Raw genomic sequence first — 15,744 nt, forward strand, 5'->3', positions numbered from 1 at the left:
AACCGCGCCTCCTCCGCCCGGCCCGCCGCAGGATGCCGTACGGTCCCGCCCCGCGACGTCACCGCGCTGGCGTCACCGTACGGCCCGGCGTATCGCGTCCAGGGCGAGCGCGGCCGCGGCCAGGGCGGCGGCCAGCCCCGCGACCGCCGCCGGTGCGGGCGCGCGCTCCCCGGAGACGCCCAGGAAGTCCAGCCCGGAGACGTGGTTGACCATCCCGTACCAGAGCATCGGGTAGACGGTCTGGAACAGCCGGGGCCCCCGGGTGAGGCTGCCGCAGAGCAGGGCCAGGGCGGGGACCAGCAGGGCGCCCGCCAGCGCGCCCGCCGCAGCCCGGGACTGCCCGGCACCGGCCAGCCGCAGCGCGGGTACGACCGCCACCGCCAGCGCCGGGACGATCCCGGCGAGCAGCCCGGCCAGCCCCCGGCGCAGCGGGGACGGGCAGGTGGCGAGCAGTTGCTCGGTGCTGCCGCCCTCGGCCCGGTGGCCCATCCGGGACCAGAGCAGCATCGGCCAGAGCATCGCGAACGGCAGCACCGCGTGGCTCGGCCCGTCCGGTGCGACGGCCGCCGCGGCGACGGCGAGCACGGCCGCCCCGGCCCACCAGAGCCGCTGCCCCCGCACCAGGATCCGCAGCTCCCCGAGCAGCGCGTCGAAGCCGATGCGGCCCTGCCGGGGAGCGGCCGGTCGGGCCGGCCCCAGGGCGAAGCCCGCCGGCCCGGCGGCGACGCCGGGGCCTGGGCCGACGGTCCCGCCGTCCTCCCTCCCAGGCCTGCCCACCCTGCCCACCCTGCCCGCCCTGCCCGGCCGCGCCCGCCCGGTGCCCCGCCGGGCCGGATCCCCGTCGAAGCGCCGGAACCAGAGCGCCCCGAGCAGCGCGATCCCCACCGCCGCGCAGACCAGCAGCACCCCCGTGGCCGCTGGTCCGCCCGCCTCGCCCGGCCCGAGCCCGGGCCAGTCGAAGGTGCCGAGCACCCGGTTGTCCGCCGTCAGGCCGACGCCGAACTCCACCCCGGCGACCGGCCGCCCGCCCGCCGCGAGCACCTCCCTGATCGAGGCGGTGATCCGCCGCATGCCCAGCACGTCCGGCCCGCCGCCGGCCTGCGCGCCCAGCACCAGCACCAGCCAGACCGCGAACCAGACCGCCGCCCCGAGCCCGCCGCGCAGCCCGGGCACGGTGTCGAAGAGCACCGCGCACCCGGCCACCGCCGCCAGCAGCGGCAGCGTGATCAGCACGTACGGCAGCAGCAGCCGCACCGCGTCCACCCGGCCCGAGTCGCCCTTGAGCAGTTGCACCGCGAGCGCCGTCCCGGCCAGCGCGAGCAGCATCGAGCCGAACAGCAGCAGGTTGCTGACGAACTTGCCCGCCAGGTACCCCGCCCGGCTCAGCGGGGTGGCGGCGAGGAGCCGGCCGACGCCGCTCTGCTCGTCCCGCCCGATGGCGCCCCGGGCGATCCCGAAGCCCGCCAGCGAGAGCCAGACCGCGCCGCCGAGCGCCGTCACCGTCCCCACGTAGCCGCTGGTGTAGCGGCCGTGCAGGTCGGTCACCTGGAACACCTCCCAGCGGGAGTCGCCCACCGGCGCGGCCAGCAGCCCGAGCGCGAGCGTGCCGAGCAGCACCACCAGGTAGCCGGGCCGTCGCCGGCGCTCCCGGAAGTCGGCCAGGGCCAGCGCCCCGATGCGCGTCACCACGCCCTCACCGCCTCGGGCCGCCCGGGCACCGCCCGGCCGGCGGTGAGCAGCAGGTAGGCGTCCTCCAGCCGGGGCGGTACGGGCTGCGCCCCGGGCCCGGGCGCGTGCCGGGCGAGCACCCGGGCCCGGACACCCTGCGGGGTGCGGGTGGTGCCTCCGAGCGGGAACCGCGCGCGCAGCTCCGGGAGTCGGTCGGCGGCGACCGTCAGCTCCCAGACCGAGCCCTCGGCCTCGCGCAGCAGCTCCTCGGGGCTGCCGTCGCGCAGCAGCCGCCCGCCGCCCATCACGGCGATCCGGTTGGCGGTGGCGGCGACGTCCGGGACGATGTGGGTGGACAGCACGACGATCCGCTCGGCGCCGAGCCCGCTCAGCAGGCTGCCGAAGCGCAGCCGCTCCTCCGGGTCGAGCCCGACCGTGGGCTCGTCGACGATCAGCAGCGCCGGGTCGTTGAGCAGCGCCTGGGCGATGCCGACCCGTTGGCGCATCCCGCCGGACATCGCCCCGAGCCGCTGCCCGGCCGCGTCGGTGAGGTTGACCAGGTCGAGCAGCTGCTCGATCCGGGCCGCGGCGGAGCGCCGCCGCAGCCCCTTGGCGGCCGCCAGGTAGGCGAGGAACTCGCGGGCGGTGAGCTGCGGGTAGACGCCGAAGTCCTGCGGCAGGTAGCCGACGGCGCGGCGCAACGGCCCGGGGCGGCGGGTGATGTCCACCCCCTCCCACAGCACCCGCCCCGAGGTGGGCCGGGTGACCGTGGCCAGGATGCGCATCAGGCTCGACTTGCCGGCGCCGTTGGCGCCGAGCAGGCCGAGCACGCCGGGCCTGAGCGTCAGCGAGAAGGAGTCGACCGCGCGTCTGCCGCCGCGGTACTCCTTGGTGAGGTCGAGGATCTGGAGTTCGGTCACGCCCTGAATGCTTCCGCCCGGGCCGCGCCCGCACATCTGCCGTTCGGCAGATATCCGAGGGGGTTCCGGGGCGGAAAACGCCGGAGGGGTGGGCCTTTCGGCACACCCCTCCGATCATCTGATCAGGCGTCAATCCCCTGTGGCGGGGCTGATGTCAGTCGTCGTCCCCGAGGTCCCCGAGGTCGCCGAAGTCGCCCCCGGCGTCGCTCCCGTCCGGGGTGCCGCTGATCGCGTACCCCTGGCGGCGCGCCTCGTAGCAGGCCACCGTCGCGGCCGCCGAGACGTTCAGCGAGCCGACCCGGCCCAGCTGCGGCACGAACACCACCTGGTCGCAGAGCGCCAGCGCCTCGGGCGTGATCCCGCGGTCCTCGTGCCCCAGCACGAAGGCCACCGCCGGGGTCAGCTCGGCGGCGAACATCGGCACCGCGTCGTCCGCCAGCTCCAGCCCGACCACCTTGAAGCCGTCGGCCTTCGCCGCCGCGACCGCCTCGGCGACGGTCGGGAAGTGCTCCACCTTCAGGTACTTGTCGGTGCCCATCGCGGCCTTCTGCGCGCCGGAGGAGCGCACCGACGGGGTGTCCCCGGTCAGGTACAGCTTCTCGGCGCCCATCGCCGCGCCGGTGCGGACCACCGAGCCGACGTTGAACGGCGACTGCAGGTTCTCCAGGATCATCGCGAGCCGGAACTCGTTGCTGCGCCGCCACGTGCGGTGCAGTCGCTTCAGTTCGGTCCCGCGCAGCTGCTTCACGACGTCGTTCCCCGTCCACTCTCGGTGTCCTCGCCCGCATCCGGGCGGGGTCGCGCTTCCAGAATCCGGAACCCGTTGACCGACGTGACCCGGGAGGTCGGGTAGCCCTGGTCGTTGAGCCACTTCTGCAGCGAGTCCGAGCCCAGGTGCTTCTGCACCACGAGGAACGCCGAGCCGTCCGGGGTCAGCCGGCCGAGCCAGTGCGTCAACAGCCCGCGCAGCTCGGCCTTGCCGATCCGGATCGGCGGGTTCGAGTAGATGGTGGCGAACCGGAGGTCCTCGGGGACGTCGTCCGGCAGCGCGGCCTGGACGTTGCCCAGCCGCAGTGCCTCGGCGTTCAGCCGGACCAGGTCCAGCGCCCGCTCGTTGACGTCCACCGCCCACACCGGCAGCCGCTTGCGCCGGCTCGCCCAGGTCAGGGCGATCGGGCCGTAGCCGCAGCCGACGTCCAGGATCGGGCCGCGCACCCGCGGCTGCGGGGCGTGCTCCAGCAGGACCCGGGTGCCCTGGTCGAGCCGGCCGTGCGAGAACACCCCTGCGTCGGTGGTGAGTTCGAGGGTCAGGTCCGGGAGCGAGACCGTGATCGGCCGGCGCTCGCTGGCGACCTCGGGTGCACTGGAGAAGTAGTGCGAGCCGGACATGGGTTCCCCGTCGTTCGTAAGGGCCGTCGTTCGTCAGGCCGTCGTGCGGATGGGCCTCGGGGCCACCGGGTGGGTGCGGGTCGGCCCTGGGTACGGCACCGATCGTACCCCCGGTGGCCTGCGGCGCGTTCCGCCCGGCCCGGCGCCCCGGGCCCGCCGGGGGCCCGCCCCGGCCCCGCCGGAGCGCGGTTAGAGCGTGCCCGGGGTCTTGCGGGTGGCGATGTTGATCCGGTTCCAGGTGTTGATGGTGAAGCAGACCGAGATCAGCTGCGCCAGCTCCGCCTCCGCGAAGTGCTCGGCCGCCCGGGCGTACACCGCGTCCGAGACCCCGGCGCCGATCCGGGTGATCTCCTCGGCCAGCGCCAGGGCGGCCCGCTCGCGCTCGCTGTACACCCCGGCCGGGGCCTCGTGCCAGACCGGCAGCAGGTAGATCCGCTCGTCGGTCTCCCCGGCCTTGCGGGCGTCCTTGGCGTGCATGTCCAGGCAGTACGCGCAGTTGTTCAGCTGCGAGGTGCGCATCTGCACCAGCTCGACCAGCGCCGGGTCCAGGCCCTCGCGGGCCGCCGCGTCCAGGGCGATCATCGCGCGGAACACCTTGGGGACGGTGCGGGCGTAGTCGAGGCGAGCGGGGGCGGCGGTGGTGTCGTTCGTCGTCATGGCTACGACCCTAGGAGCAGAATGCACCCGTCCCATGGGTCATTCAGGTACCTGCTTCGTGGGTCAATCGTGGGTCGGTCAACACGCCGGAGCGGCCCCGGCACATCGCGTCCGCGCGCCCGGCGGCGGATACTGCCAGTACCGCCACCCGTGAGAGCCTCCGAACAGCGAGGACGGACGCCATGCCGCAGAATCACGAGGACTACCTGATCGACGAGGCCGTCGAGACCGTAGAGCCCGACGACGAAGCACCCGCCGGCGACGAGTACGACGACGTCGCCGAGCGCCGGGCCCTCGGCGGGGACCCGGCCACCGACCTCGCGGACGCCGCCGAGCAGAACCGGACCGTCCAGCTCGACGAGGACGAGTACCGCGAGTAGCGGCAGCGCCGACGAGCCCCTAGAGCGCCTTGCGACGCTGCAGCCAGGTCATCGCCGCCCAGCCCGGCAGCACCGGCAGGATCAGCGTCAGCAGCCGGAACAGCGCCACCGCCGCCAGCGCCCCGCCCTCCTCCATCGACGCGGTCTGCTGCAGCCCAACGACCAGCGCCATGTCCACCGCGCCGGCCCCGCCCGGGGTCGGCGCGGCGTTGCCCGCCGCGTTGCCCACCAGGAACACCACTGCCACCGCGGCGAAGGACGGCTCCCGGCCGATCGCCAGCGCACAGCAGTACAGGCAGGTGATCAGGCAGAGCGACACCAGCAGCTGCCCGGACACCCCCACCGCCAGCCGCGCCGGGTTCCGCAGCAGGTCCAGCAGTCGAGGCAGCACCTGGGCCGTCAGCGGCCGCAGCCGCGCCGCCAGCCACCGGCGGGCCGACGGCACCGACCACACCACCGCCAGCAGCACCGCGGCCACCGCCAGCCCGCCCACCACGGCCGGCAGCGCGTCCAGCTCCGAACCGCCGGGCTGCGCGTCCACCAGGTAGACGAAGGCCCCCAGCTGCAACAGGTGCAGCACCAGCCCGATCAGCTGCCCCACCCCGACACTGGACAGCGCCTGCGCGGTCGGGATGTCGGCCCGCTGCAACAACCGGGTGTTCAGCGCGATCCCGCCGACGCCGCCGGGCGACACCAGCTTCACGAACGCCCCGGCCACCTGCGCCAGCACCACGTTGCGGAAGTTCAGCCGCTCCGGCACGAACCCGACGAACCCCATCGCGGCCGCCACGTGGCTCAGCCCCGCCGCCACCACGGCCAGCGCCAGCCACCACGGATCGGCGTCCGACATGGCCGCGATCGGGTTCTCCTCCGCCGCGAAGAACTGCGGGATCAGCAGCCACCCGGCCACCACCCCGCCGACCACGGCCAGCAGCGTCCGCGGCCGCAACCGCTCCAACCGCACCGGCCGCCCCACCACCTCCGGCCGCCCGCGCGACACCTCCGCCCGGATCTCCTCCAGCAACCCGCCACCCGCCCCGCCGCCCGCCCCGGCGGCCGTACCCGGCTCGGCCGAACCGGGGCCCGCGTCGGCTTCGCCGCCCGCGCTGCTGCGCGGGGCCGCTGCCGGCCGACCGCTCCCGAGCTGCCCCGCAGGCGTTCCGCCCGGCGCCCCGGTGGGCTCGGCTCCGGCCTCCTCGGCCGGAGCCGTAGCCGCCGACCGCCCCGCTCCGGCCGGGTCGGCCGAGCCGACCCGGCTGACCAGCGGAGCGGCGTACGACCGGGTGGGGACGGCAGCGCTGCCCGAGCCGCCGTCCCCACCCGCCGTCGCCCCGGCAGCCGCGCCGCCCACGCGCAGGACGGGCTCGCCGACACCGGCGGTGGTCACCGGCTCGGCGGGGCGAGCAGACAACGCGGGGGAGTGCCCCCGGTCGCCCTGGAGCACCGGCTGCCCGGCCGGGCGCCCGCTGCCGCCCGCGTCGCCCGGCGCTGGCACCGCTGTGCCGTCCCCGCCCGGTACTCCCGGAGCCGGTGCCTGCGCAGTTGTAGCCCCGTCCCGCAGGCCGTCCGTTGTCTGAGTGCCCGGTGCGGGTGCCGCTGCTTCGCTGTCGGCTGCTGCTTGCGGGGACACTGCCGCGCCGCGCCGCGCACTGTCCGCGGCCGACGGGCCGGGGACCCGTGCCGCTGCTCCGCTGCCGCCCGGTGCTCCGGAAACCGGCGCGGCTGCCTCGCCGCCTCGCACACCGCCCGCTGCCGTTGGCTCCGGCCCCGGTACCTGCACCCCGGCACTCCCGCCGCCCCCGGCCCCTTCCGGGGCCTGTGCCTCCGCCGCCGCCGCCCTCCCGCCCGGCCACCGCTTGAGCGACTGCCGGGTCGAGCGCGCGAGGGCGATGGGCTGGAGGAGGGGGAGTGCGGCGCCCAGGGTGTCGCGGCCGAGGACGGTGGTGGCGGTGCGGACGGCGCGGGCGGCGCCGGCGCGGAGGGCGAGGGTGGTGAGGAGTTGGGCGATGTCGCAGCGCAGGACGAGTTCGCTGGCCGCGATGTCGCCGTCGGCGAAGTCGACCAGGTGGACGGCGCCGGTGTCGTCGACGAGGAGGGAGGACGGGACGAGGGCGCGGTGGGCGATCTCGCGGCGCTGGAGCAGGGCGAGCTGGCGCCAGGCGTCGGCGAGGAGTTCGTCGGTGATCTCGGTGTCGTCGAGCCGGTCGAGGGTGCGTCCGGCCAGGTGCTCGTAGGCGATCAGGGCGGTGTCGTGGCCGAGGCCCGCGGTGGCGGCGATCCGGCGGGTGCGGACGCCTGCGGCGAGGGCCGCGTAGGTGACCAGGGCCTCGTGTTCCAGCCCGGTGCGCGGTGAGCGCAGGGCGCGGGGGTGCGGGGCGGTGCGCAGGCGCAGGCGGCGCCAGGCGCGCTGGACGGCGGCGGCGGTGACGGCCTGCCGGTCGAGGAGCTGGACGTCGAGTTCGGGCCGGTCGTCGGCCTGCCGGACCCGGTAGCGGTCCGGTCCGGCGGGGAGGGCCTCGACCGGTCGCAGTCCGCTGTCGCGCAGGGCGCGCAGGACTTCGCCGGGCCTGGGCCGCGGGTCGGGGGTGCCGACGGCGTACAGGGTGCCGTGGGCGCCGGTCCAGCCGAGGAGCAGGCCGAGCAGCAGGGCGGTGGGGGTGGCGTAGCCGCCGGCGAGTCCGGCGAGGCCGGAGAGCGCGAGGACGGCCCAGGGCAGGCGCCGTTCGCGGTTGCCGGAGGCGGTCATGAAGGCGAGGACGGGTGCCAGGTAGCCGTAGACCGGTTCGGTGTGCCCGAGGGCCTCGGCGGGCAGCCGCTGGGTGAGGGCGGTGACCAGCGAGGCGGGGGCGAGGTCGTCGGCCCACAGGTCGAGGGCGAGGGTGGCGCCGTACGCGATGACGGCGGCGAGCAGCCCGTCGGAGACCTGTTGGAGGGCGCGTCGCCGGTCGGGTCCGAGCAGGCGGCGGACGGCGAGGCCGACGGGCAGCAGCAGGACGGCGGCGGTGGTGAGCCCGCCGGCCAGGCCGGCCAGCGGCCGGGGCACCAGGGCGGCGGCCTCGGCGACGTCGGCGGCGATGCCGCCGGTGGTGGCGCGGGCGTAGTCGGCGAGCAGCAGGGTGAGCGCGGTGGTGACCAGGCCGGTGAGCAGCCGGATCAGGGCGACGGGCTGCCGGACCCGGCCGGTCTCGGCCAGCGGCCGGGCCCGTCGGCGCGGGCTTCCCGGCCGTCCGGGTATGCCCCCGTCGGTACGCCTCTGCCCGGGTATGTCCCCGTCGCAGTCCGGCCGCCCGGCCCGGGTGGTACCGCCGCCCCCGCCGGTGTCGCCGTTCGTTCTCCCCGTCACGATCGCCACGGATGGCATGCTCCCATGCCGTCAACGAGCCGCGGGCGGGGGCGGCCAGGGGCGGGCGGTCGGCCGGGCCCGTCAGGCCTGCCGGGTCGGCAGCACCACCTGGTGGCGCAGGTTGACGTGCCGGGGCCGGCTGACGGTGTAGGCGATGAGGTCCGCGATGTCGTCCGCGCCGAGCGCCGGGATGGCGGCGAACATGTCGCCGAGCCCTTCGCGCAGCGCCGGGTTGTCGATGTGCCCGCCGAGTTCGGTGTCGGTGAGGCCGGGCTCGACGGCGCTGACCCGGACGTCGAGCGGGCCGAGCTCGGTGCGCAGGGCGGTGGAGAGCTGGGTGAGCGCGGCCTTGGTGGCGCCGTACACGGCGAAGGCGGGGAAGGAGACGTGCGAGGCGATCGAGGAGACGTTGACCAGGTCGGCGGTGCGGCCTTCGGCGGCGGCCGCGGTGAGGTCGGCGGTGAAGGCGCGGACGATCCGCAGGGCGCCGGTGAGGTTGGTGTCGATCATCCGGGTCCACTCGTCGATCCGCCCGTCGGCGAGCGGGTTGGCCAGCATCACGCCGGCGTTGTTGACCACCAGGTCGACCGGGCCGTACGCGTCGTGGACGGCCTTGGCGGCGGCGTCGACGGAGGCCTGGTCGGTGATGTCGGCGGTGACGGCGAGGGCCTGCCCGCCGGCCGCGGCGATCTCGGCGGCGAGCGCGTCGATCCGCCCGGTGCGGCGGGCGAGCAGGGCGACCCGGGCGCCGTTCGCGGCGAGCAGCCGGGCGGTGGCGGCGCCCATGCCGCTGGCGGCTCCGGTGACGACGGCGGTGCGGGTGGCGAGGGCGGGGTAGCTCATCGGAGGCTCCTGGAGGGGTTCGGCCGGGCTGACGTCGACCACTCTGCGGCGCCGCCGCGCGCCCACCCAGGGCCGCGTTCTTCCCGGGTACGTCCTTCCTGGGAACTCCCAACCTGGGAAAGGCAGTACCACCCTCCGGCCGTCGGCCCGGGGCTACCCTGCCTGGCATGGAGAACACCCTGGGGGACTTCCTCCGCTCGCGCCGGGCCCGGATCCAGCCGGAGGAGGTGGGCCTGCCCGCGCACGGCCGCCGCCGGGTGCAGGGCCTGCGCCGGGAGGAGGTGGCGCAGCTCGCCGGGGTCAGCGTGGACTACTACATCCGGCTGGAGCAGGGCCGCGGCGGCAGCGCCTCGGACGCGGTGCTGGACGCGGTGGCCCGGGTGCTGCGGCTGGACGAGGCGGAGACGGCGCACCTGCGGTCGCTGAACCGCCCGCCGAAGGAGGCGCCCGCCCGGGTCCGGGGGGACCGGCGGGTCCGCCCGGGGACGCGGCTGCTGCTGGACCTGATGACCGGGGTGCCGGCCTTCGTGCTGGGCCGCCGGATGGACGTGCTGGCCTGGAACGCCCTGGGCGACGCGGTGAACGGTTTCTCCGAGCGGGCCGGAGGCAAGCCCGGCACACTCCCCAACCAGGTCCGGGACGGCTTCCTCGACCCCGCCGCCCGCACCTTCTACCGCCAGTGGGACGCCGTCGCCGCGGAGACCGTCGCCCAGCTGCGCCGGGACGCCGGGCTGCACCCCGACGACCCTGCCCTGGCCGCCCTGGTGGGCGAACTGTCGCTGCGCAGCGAGGAGTTCCGCCGGCTGTGGGCCGACCACCTGGTCCGGGAGAAGACCAGCGGCGTGAAGCTGCTCCGGCACCCGCTGGTCGGCGACCTCGACTTCGGCTACGAGACCCTGGCCGTCAACGGCTCGCCGGACCAGGTGCTGGTCGTCTACACCGCCCCGCCGGGCTCGCCCACAGCCCAGAAGCTGGCCCTGCTGGCCAGTTGGACGGCCACCGGCCCGGTTCCGGAGCGCACGGAGCCCGCAGAGTCCGCGGACGGGCCCTGAGCGGGACGGTTCCTGAGCGGGACGGGCCCTGAGCGGGACGGTTCCTGAGCGGGACGGTTCCTGAGCGGGCGGACCGGCCGGAGCCGTCATAGCCTTCCACCATGACCGCCTGCGAAGACCTCGCCATGGCCCCGCGGGACATCGAGCCCCTTCCGCCCGTCGACGGCTGCGCCGACTGCCTGGCCGCCGGCAGCCGGGACTGGGTCCACCTGCGGATCTGCCTGGACTGCGGCCACATCGGCTGCTGCGACAACTCGCCGCAGCGGCACGCCACCGCGCACTTCCACAACTCCTCCCACCCGGTGATCCGCTCGTACGAGCAGGGGGAGGACTGGCGCTGGTGCTACGTCCACGAGGAGATGGGCTGAGCCCGCCCCCGGCTCCACCGGTGGCATCGGCCCGCCGACCGGATAAAATCCGGACATAACACCCGAGCGGCCCCGAGGACCGGCATCCGTCCGGCCACGGCCGCCGAAGGGAGGCCGACGATGACCAAGCGAACCGCGGGCGGTACCGCCCAGCTCCGCCGGGGCACCCAGGAACTGCTGGAACGCCGGGGCATGGCGACCACGCCCAGCCGGCTCGGCCCCAAGCCCGGAGCCGGTGCGCTGTCCGCCGCCGCCGGGAACCCGTCCGGGGACGCCTTCCGCCACGGCGGGCGGGACGCGGCGTCCGCGCTGCCGCACGCCGCCCCGGCGATGCACGCGGAACTCAAGGGACACCGCCACCGCGGCGCCGAGAAGCACTCGGCCCACTGAACGCCCCACCCGGCGGAGCGGGCCCACCAGCCGACGCACCCCACTGACCGGCCGACTGTCAGTGGGGTGCGCTACGTTCGTCCCGTTCACCAGCACGCGGCGGGACGACGGGGGCGCACCATGGCGGATGTGATCACGGAGGAGCCGGTCGAGCTCCAACTGGAGCGCTACCGCACCGAACTCACCGGCTACTGCTACCGGATGCTCGGCTCGGTCTTCGAGGCCGAGGACGCGGTGCAGGAGACCATGATCCGCGCCTGGCGCGGGCACCGGGGCTTCGAGGGCCGGGCGGCGCTGCGCTCCTGGCTGTACCGAATAGCCACCAACGTCTGCCTGGACGCACTGAACGGCCGCAAGGGCCGGGCCCGTCCGATGGACCTCGCCGGTCCGGTGACGGTGGCCACCGCGAGTGACACCCAGCTGCCCGAGGTGACGTGGATCGGCCCGGCGCCGGACGGCCGGGTGCTCCCCGAGACGGGGGACCCGGCGGAGGTGGCTGCCCAGCGCGAGTCGGTGAAGCTGGCCTTCGTCGCCGCGCTGCAGCGCCTCGCGCCCCGGCAGCGGGCGGTGCTGATCCTGCGCGAGGTGCTCGGCTGGAAGGCCGCCGAGGTCGCCGAACTGCTCGGCGTCACGGTCGCCTCGGTCAACAGCGCGCTGCAGCGGGCCCGCGCGGTGCTCGCCGCGGACGCCTCGGCCGCCCGCCCGGCCGCCGCGTTGGACGAGGCGCACCGCGCGCTGCTGGACCGCTACGTCCGCGCCTTCGAGGCGTACGACATGGACGGCCTGGCCGCGCTGCTGCACGAGGACGTCACGCTCAACATGCCGCCGTTCTCGATGTGGCTGCGCGGGCTGGAGGAGATCCGCGCCTGGATGCTGGGCCCGGGGCACGGCTGCCGGGGCTCCCGGCTGCTCCCGGTGACGGCCAACGGCGGCCCGGCCCTCGCCCAGTACCGGCCGAGCCCGGACGGCGGGCACGAGCCGTGGTCGCTGATCGTGCCGGAGGTGTCAGAGGGCCGGATCACCGGGCTCACCAACTTCCTCGACACCGACGTGCTCTTCCCGCTGTTCGGCCTCCCGGCCCGGCTCCCCGCCGAATAGGCCCGTCGGCGCCCCGCCGCCCGCCGGTGCCCTGCCGCCCGCCGGTGCCGCACCGCCCAGCGGATCGACGCCGCTCAGCGGATCGACGGCGCCCGGCAGCAGTGCCGCGAGCCCGCTGAACGCCAGCAGTTCGCGCAGCGGGCCGCCGGCGTTCAGCAGCACCACGCCCACCCGGTGCCGGGCGGCGGCCAGCCGCAGGCGGGCGAGGGCGTCGACGACGGCCAGGTCGGGGGCGGTCAGGGCGCCCAGGTCGCAGGTCAGTACGGCTTCGTTCGCTGTTTTGTTCTGTGTGCTCTCCATGCGGGTTGGACCGGTCCCGGGCGCCGGACTCATCGGTCCTGACCGCGTCCGGTGGCAGAGTGGGGCCGATCGAACCGCCCTGCCCCACCCTGCCCCAGGAGGAACACCGTGACGGCTGAGCCCTTGAGATCCCGCGAGGAGTGGCTGGCGTCCCTGCCCCGGATCTACGCGGCGGCGGGCTGCCTGCTGCGCGACGAGTCCGGCCGGATCCTGATCGTGAAGGCCGGGTACCGCGAGCACTGGCAGTTCCCCGGCGGGACGATCGACCTCGGGGAGGGCCCGGTCGAGTGCGCCAAGCGGGAGTTGGAGGAGGAGACCGGCATCGTCAAGGAGGCCGGTGACCTGCTGGCCATCTCCTGGACCCACCCCTCGAACGAACTCGACCACCCGGCCGAGCACTTGATGTTCAACTTCGGCACCGTCCCGGACGGCACCCCCGTGACCGTCCCGGCCGGCGAGCTGGACACCTACCGCTGGGCCCCGCTGGACGAGGCCCTGGAGCTGCTCGGCCCGGCCCGTTCGGCCCGGCTGCGGGCGGCGCTGGAGGCGGCGGGCGACGGCCGGGTCCGGATCGTCACCACCCACATCTCCGGGTTCTGAGCGACTCCCCGAACTGAGCAACGCGCCCCGAAGTGCCGTGCCCCGGAGGTGAATCACCCCCTCCGGGGCACGGCCGGTGCGCAGGGGCTCACTGCTGCTCGGGCGCGGCGTCCCGGGCGGCGATGATGGCGGCGATGGCCTCCGAGACGAAGGTCTCCGCCTCGGACTTGTCCACCTTCAGCTCGGCGAGCACGCCCGCGCCGTTCTCCCACTCCAGCAGCGCGAGCAGGATGTGCTCGGTGCCGACGTAGTTGTGCCCGAGCTTGAGGGCCTCGCGGAACGTCAGTTCCAGGACCTTCTTGCCCTGCGCGTCGTACGGGATCAGCGCGGGGACCGTCTGCTCGACGGCGCCCGGAAGCACGGCGGTGGTCGCCGTCCGGACGGCCTCCGGGGTGACGCCCTGGGCGAGGAGCGCCTTGACGCCGATGCCCTCGGGCTCGGCGAGCAGGCCGAGCAGGATGTGCTGGGCGGTGATCTCGGCGTTGTTCGCCCGGCGGGCCTCCTCCTGGGAGGCCACCACGACCTTGCGGGCCCTGGGCGTGAACCGGGCGAACCCCTGGCTGGGGTCGAGGTCGTTCACGGCACCCGGGTCCTTGGGGACGAAGCGCTTCTGGGCGGCCTGCTTGCTGACGCCCATGCTGCGGCCGATGTCGGTCCAGGAGGCGCCGGAGCGGCGGGCCTGGTCGACGAAGTGGCCGATGAGGTGGTCGGCGAGGTCGCCGAGGTGGTCGGCGGCGATGACCGCGTCGGAGAGCTGGTCGAGCGCGTCGGGGTGGACCTTCTTGATCGCGGCGATCAGGTCGTCGAGGCGCAGCGGAGTGGTGCTGGGAACAACGGGATTCTCCATGCGTCAACCGTAGGTTGTCGATCCGAGGGTCGTCAACCATCGGTTGACGCTTACCGTCGGGTAGCTTGCGTTCGCCCCCTGTCGAACCCTCCCGGACCCTCCCGGACCCCCGCCGGTCCCTGCCGCCTCCTACGCGTCGGGCAGCAGCCGCGCCCGGACGGCGGCGACCTGGGCGGGCGTGACCCCCGCCGCGAGCAGGTAGCCCGCCGGGTCGAGCCCGTCGAGCGTGGCGGCCAGGGCGGCCTCGGCGGTGGTCCCGGCCTCGGCCAGCGCCGAGTCGATCCGGCGGTACGGGTCCGGCAGGCCGAGCATCCCGTACAGCGGGCGGACGTTGGGGCCGCTCAGCAGGTAGTCCTCGGCGATCGCGGCCCGGTCGACCCCGGCCAGGGCGAGCAGCAGCAGGGCGGCCAGGCCGGTGCGGTCGCGGCCGGCGCCGCAGTGCACCACCAGGCCGCCGGGGCGGGCCCCGGCGATCGCGGTGACCAGCGCGGCGGCGGCGTGCGGGCAGTGCTCCAGGTAGGGGCGGAAGGCCAGCGGGGTGCCGTCCAGTCGGCCGTGGGTCTCCCACCAGGCGGGGCCGGCCAGTTCGTCCAGCGGGACGCGGATCAGCTCGACGTCCTCGGGGAGCGGGAGGAGCGGCTTGTACTCCTCGGCGTCACGCAGATCGACCACGGTGCGGACACCGTGGTCGAGGAGGGCGTCCCAGCCCTCGCGGGTGAGGCGGTCCAGGTTGTCCGCCCGGACTATCGCGCCGCGGGCGGTCTGGCGGCCGGAGGCGGTGGGGAGTCCGCCCAGGTCGCGGACGTTCAGGCAGCCGTCCCAGACGAGGGTGCGGTCCTCGGTGGTGGTCAGCGCGTTCGTCCGCATGGTGGGGCTCCCCGGTTCGTCGTCTCGGGGGGTTCCGTTACCCCCTCGTTATATGGACTCCCGGGGGATCCCGATGGTTCCTGAATTGTTCGAACGCCGGGCACCGTTCGTTCGTCCAGGAACCCGTCCAGGTCACCGGCCGTCAGCCCAGGAACCCGTTCCGGGAATCCGTTCCGGGATTCGGTCCCGGGAATCCGTCCGGGCGTCCGGCCGCGGCCGACCGGGAGTCAGGCCGCGGTCGGGGCCTCGGCCTCGGTCTCGGCGGCGACCAGCTTCTCGATCGGCTCGACCGCGATCTGACCGAACAGCGAACCGGCCACGATCGCGCCGAGCATGAACACGGTGGACAGCCAGGCCATGGTCGACACCGGCAGGGTGAAGGCGCCGACCACCCGGGCCGTGCACTCGGCCAGCAGCGCGGTGCCCCAGATGCCGGCGAACACCCGCTCGTGGCGGCGGAACGCCCGCGAGCCGGCCGCCCGGCCCTCGACCAGCCGCTGCCAGGCGGCGGTGCGGTCCTTCTTGCCCTTGGTGACGAAGGGCATCAGCATCGGGGTCATCACCGACCGGCCGACCAGAGCGGAGATCAGGACGGCCACGGCCACGGTGCCGCTCAGCCCGCCGTCCTTGGCGATCATCATCCGGGCGTCGCCGGTGACGAAGGTGAGCGCCAGGCCCGCCAGGTTGACGGCCAGCATCAGCGCGGCCCACAGGTTGACCGTGCGCTCGCGCAGCAGGCCGAGGACGGTCCGGGCGGCCGGGAAGACGCTGCTCCAGGCCAGCGCGGCGAACTCGCTCAGACCGCAGGCCGAGTGCAGCAGGTAGTAGCCGGCCAGCGGGGCGGCCACGTCCAGGAGGAGCGGGCGCAGCCCGGCGGCCACCGGGCTCGGCGCCGCGGCGGTGCCCTCACCCACGGTGGGAGCGGTGGCGGCGGCGGTGGCGGCGGGAACAGTGGCGGCGCTGACGGTCTGGCTGCTCATGGTGGGTTCCTCCCCCGAACTGGTGGCCGCGGGCCGCTGCCC

At 75.3% G+C, this 15,744-nt stretch carries 17 protein-coding genes; 6 read left to right on the forward strand and 11 right to left on the reverse strand.

Annotated elements, in window-relative coordinates:
• Nucleotides 1-72: 72 nt before the first annotated feature.
• From ACFVXG_RS25610 to ACFVXG_RS25630, 5 genes are all read right to left on the reverse strand, one after another.
• Nucleotides 73-1,689 carry an ABC transporter permease gene (locus ACFVXG_RS25610; protein ID WP_387930750.1) on the reverse strand — a complete coding sequence of 539 codons (1,617 nt, stop codon included), beginning with the start codon at nt 1,687-1,689 and terminating at the stop codon, nt 73-75.
• Entirely contained in the window at nt 1,683-2,588 is a 906-nt protein-coding gene (locus ACFVXG_RS25615) for an ABC transporter ATP-binding protein (protein ID WP_387930751.1), read from the reverse strand. Before ACFVXG_RS25615 ends, ACFVXG_RS25610 begins: the two co-directional genes overlap by 7 nt.
• 154 nt (nt 2,589-2,742) lie before the next feature.
• Nucleotides 2,743-3,336, reverse strand: coding sequence for a TrmH family RNA methyltransferase (locus ACFVXG_RS25620; protein WP_387930752.1), 594 nt, complete (start codon nt 3,334-3,336; stop codon nt 2,743-2,745).
• Complete coding sequence (locus ACFVXG_RS25625; RefSeq protein ID WP_387930753.1) at nt 3,333-3,977, reverse strand: class I SAM-dependent methyltransferase; 645 nt, start codon at nt 3,975-3,977, stop codon at nt 3,333-3,335. Before ACFVXG_RS25625 ends, ACFVXG_RS25620 begins: the two co-directional genes overlap by 4 nt.
• A gap of 189 nt (nt 3,978-4,166) precedes the next feature.
• Nucleotides 4,167-4,634: a carboxymuconolactone decarboxylase family protein gene (locus tag ACFVXG_RS25630; RefSeq protein WP_387930754.1), complete on the reverse strand. Its 468-nt coding sequence runs from the start codon at nt 4,632-4,634 to the stop codon at nt 4,167-4,169.
• A gap of 182 nt (nt 4,635-4,816) precedes the next feature.
• Between ACFVXG_RS25630 and ACFVXG_RS25635 the strand changes: the two genes are divergently transcribed.
• A complete protein-coding gene (locus ACFVXG_RS25635; RefSeq protein WP_387930755.1) occupies nt 4,817-5,014 on the forward strand; it encodes a hypothetical protein in 198 nt (65 codons plus the stop codon).
• Between the two features lie 19 nt (nt 5,015-5,033).
• Here the strand turns inward: ACFVXG_RS25635 and ACFVXG_RS25640 are convergent, their stop codons facing one another.
• Nucleotides 5,034-8,366: a lysylphosphatidylglycerol synthase domain-containing protein gene (locus ACFVXG_RS25640; RefSeq protein ID WP_387930756.1), complete on the reverse strand. Its 3,333-nt coding sequence runs from the start codon at nt 8,364-8,366 to the stop codon at nt 5,034-5,036.
• 72 nt (nt 8,367-8,438) lie between these two features.
• Nucleotides 8,439-9,200, reverse strand: a complete 762-nt coding sequence (locus tag ACFVXG_RS25645; protein ID WP_387930757.1) for an SDR family oxidoreductase — start codon at nt 9,198-9,200, stop codon at nt 8,439-8,441.
• 167 nt (nt 9,201-9,367) lie between these two features.
• Between ACFVXG_RS25645 and ACFVXG_RS25650 the strand changes: the two genes are divergently transcribed.
• From ACFVXG_RS25650 to ACFVXG_RS25665, 4 genes are all read left to right on the forward strand, one after another.
• Nucleotides 9,368-10,252, forward strand: coding sequence for a helix-turn-helix transcriptional regulator (locus ACFVXG_RS25650; protein WP_387930758.1), 885 nt, complete (start codon nt 9,368-9,370; stop codon nt 10,250-10,252).
• A 101-nt stretch (nt 10,253-10,353) separates the two neighbouring features.
• Nucleotides 10,354-10,620, forward strand: a complete 267-nt coding sequence (locus ACFVXG_RS25655; RefSeq protein ID WP_387930759.1) for a UBP-type zinc finger domain-containing protein — start codon at nt 10,354-10,356, stop codon at nt 10,618-10,620.
• 120 nt (nt 10,621-10,740) lie between these two features.
• Entirely contained in the window at nt 10,741-11,010 is a 270-nt protein-coding gene (locus tag ACFVXG_RS25660; RefSeq protein WP_387930760.1) for a hypothetical protein, read from the forward strand.
• Between the two features lie 120 nt (nt 11,011-11,130).
• The gene (locus tag ACFVXG_RS25665; protein WP_387930761.1) at nt 11,131-12,108 is read left to right on the forward strand and encodes a sigma-70 family RNA polymerase sigma factor; all 978 of its coding nucleotides are present in this window, start codon (nt 11,131-11,133) and stop codon (nt 12,106-12,108) included.
• Here ACFVXG_RS25665 and ACFVXG_RS25670 read toward each other — a convergent pair.
• Nucleotides 12,016-12,408, reverse strand: a complete 393-nt coding sequence (locus tag ACFVXG_RS25670) for a hypothetical protein (RefSeq protein WP_387930762.1) — start codon at nt 12,406-12,408, stop codon at nt 12,016-12,018. The two genes, ACFVXG_RS25665 and ACFVXG_RS25670, sit on opposite strands and share 93 nt — an antisense overlap.
• 108 nt (nt 12,409-12,516) lie before the next feature.
• Between ACFVXG_RS25670 and ACFVXG_RS25675 the strand changes: the two genes are divergently transcribed.
• A complete protein-coding gene (locus ACFVXG_RS25675) occupies nt 12,517-13,008 on the forward strand; it encodes an NUDIX domain-containing protein (RefSeq protein WP_387930763.1) in 492 nt (163 codons plus the stop codon).
• Between the two features lie 88 nt (nt 13,009-13,096).
• On the opposite strand, the gene ACFVXG_RS25680 is transcribed toward ACFVXG_RS25675, so the two are convergent.
• From ACFVXG_RS25680 to ACFVXG_RS25690, 3 genes are all read right to left on the reverse strand, one after another.
• A complete protein-coding gene (locus ACFVXG_RS25680) occupies nt 13,097-13,855 on the reverse strand; it encodes a Clp protease N-terminal domain-containing protein (protein WP_387930764.1) in 759 nt (252 codons plus the stop codon).
• A 129-nt stretch (nt 13,856-13,984) separates the two neighbouring features.
• Nucleotides 13,985-14,722 carry a tyrosine-protein phosphatase gene (locus ACFVXG_RS25685; protein ID WP_387930765.1) on the reverse strand — a complete coding sequence of 246 codons (738 nt, stop codon included), beginning with the start codon at nt 14,720-14,722 and terminating at the stop codon, nt 13,985-13,987.
• 227 nt (nt 14,723-14,949) lie between these two features.
• On the reverse strand, nt 14,950-15,702 hold the full coding sequence (locus tag ACFVXG_RS25690; RefSeq protein ID WP_387930766.1) for a VC0807 family protein: 753 nt from the start codon (nt 15,700-15,702) through the stop codon (nt 14,950-14,952).
• Nucleotides 15,703-15,744: the final 42 nt, after the last annotated feature.

This window comes from Kitasatospora sp. NPDC058162 (assembly GCF_042884005.1).
GTDB lineage: Bacteria > Actinomycetota > Actinomycetes > Streptomycetales > Streptomycetaceae > Kitasatospora.

Excerpts from the sequence above, each read along its gene's own strand:
- ACFVXG_RS25625 (WP_387930753.1), bottom strand. The coding sequence starts at position 3,977 with ATGTCCGGCTCGCACTACTTCTCCAGTGCACCCGAGGTCGCCAGCGAG.
- ACFVXG_RS25630 (WP_387930754.1), bottom strand. The coding sequence starts at position 4,634 with ATGACGACGAACGACACCACCGCCGCCCCCGCTCGCCTCGACTACGCC.
- ACFVXG_RS25635 (WP_387930755.1), top strand. The coding sequence starts at position 4,817 with ATGCCGCAGAATCACGAGGACTACCTGATCGACGAGGCCGTCGAGACC.
- ACFVXG_RS25645 (WP_387930757.1), bottom strand. The coding sequence starts at position 9,200 with ATGAGCTACCCCGCCCTCGCCACCCGCACCGCCGTCGTCACCGGAGCC.
- ACFVXG_RS25650 (WP_387930758.1), top strand. The coding sequence starts at position 9,368 with ATGGAGAACACCCTGGGGGACTTCCTCCGCTCGCGCCGGGCCCGGATC.
- ACFVXG_RS25655 (WP_387930759.1), top strand. The coding sequence starts at position 10,354 with ATGACCGCCTGCGAAGACCTCGCCATGGCCCCGCGGGACATCGAGCCC.
- ACFVXG_RS25660 (WP_387930760.1), top strand. The coding sequence starts at position 10,741 with ATGACCAAGCGAACCGCGGGCGGTACCGCCCAGCTCCGCCGGGGCACC.
- ACFVXG_RS25665 (WP_387930761.1), top strand. The coding sequence starts at position 11,131 with ATGGCGGATGTGATCACGGAGGAGCCGGTCGAGCTCCAACTGGAGCGC.
- ACFVXG_RS25670 (WP_387930762.1), bottom strand. The coding sequence starts at position 12,408 with ATGGAGAGCACACAGAACAAAACAGCGAACGAAGCCGTACTGACCTGC.
- ACFVXG_RS25680 (WP_387930764.1), bottom strand. The coding sequence starts at position 13,855 with ATGGAGAATCCCGTTGTTCCCAGCACCACTCCGCTGCGCCTCGACGAC.
- ACFVXG_RS25685 (WP_387930765.1), bottom strand. The coding sequence starts at position 14,722 with ATGCGGACGAACGCGCTGACCACCACCGAGGACCGCACCCTCGTCTGG.
- ACFVXG_RS25690 (WP_387930766.1), bottom strand. The coding sequence starts at position 15,702 with ATGAGCAGCCAGACCGTCAGCGCCGCCACTGTTCCCGCCGCCACCGCC.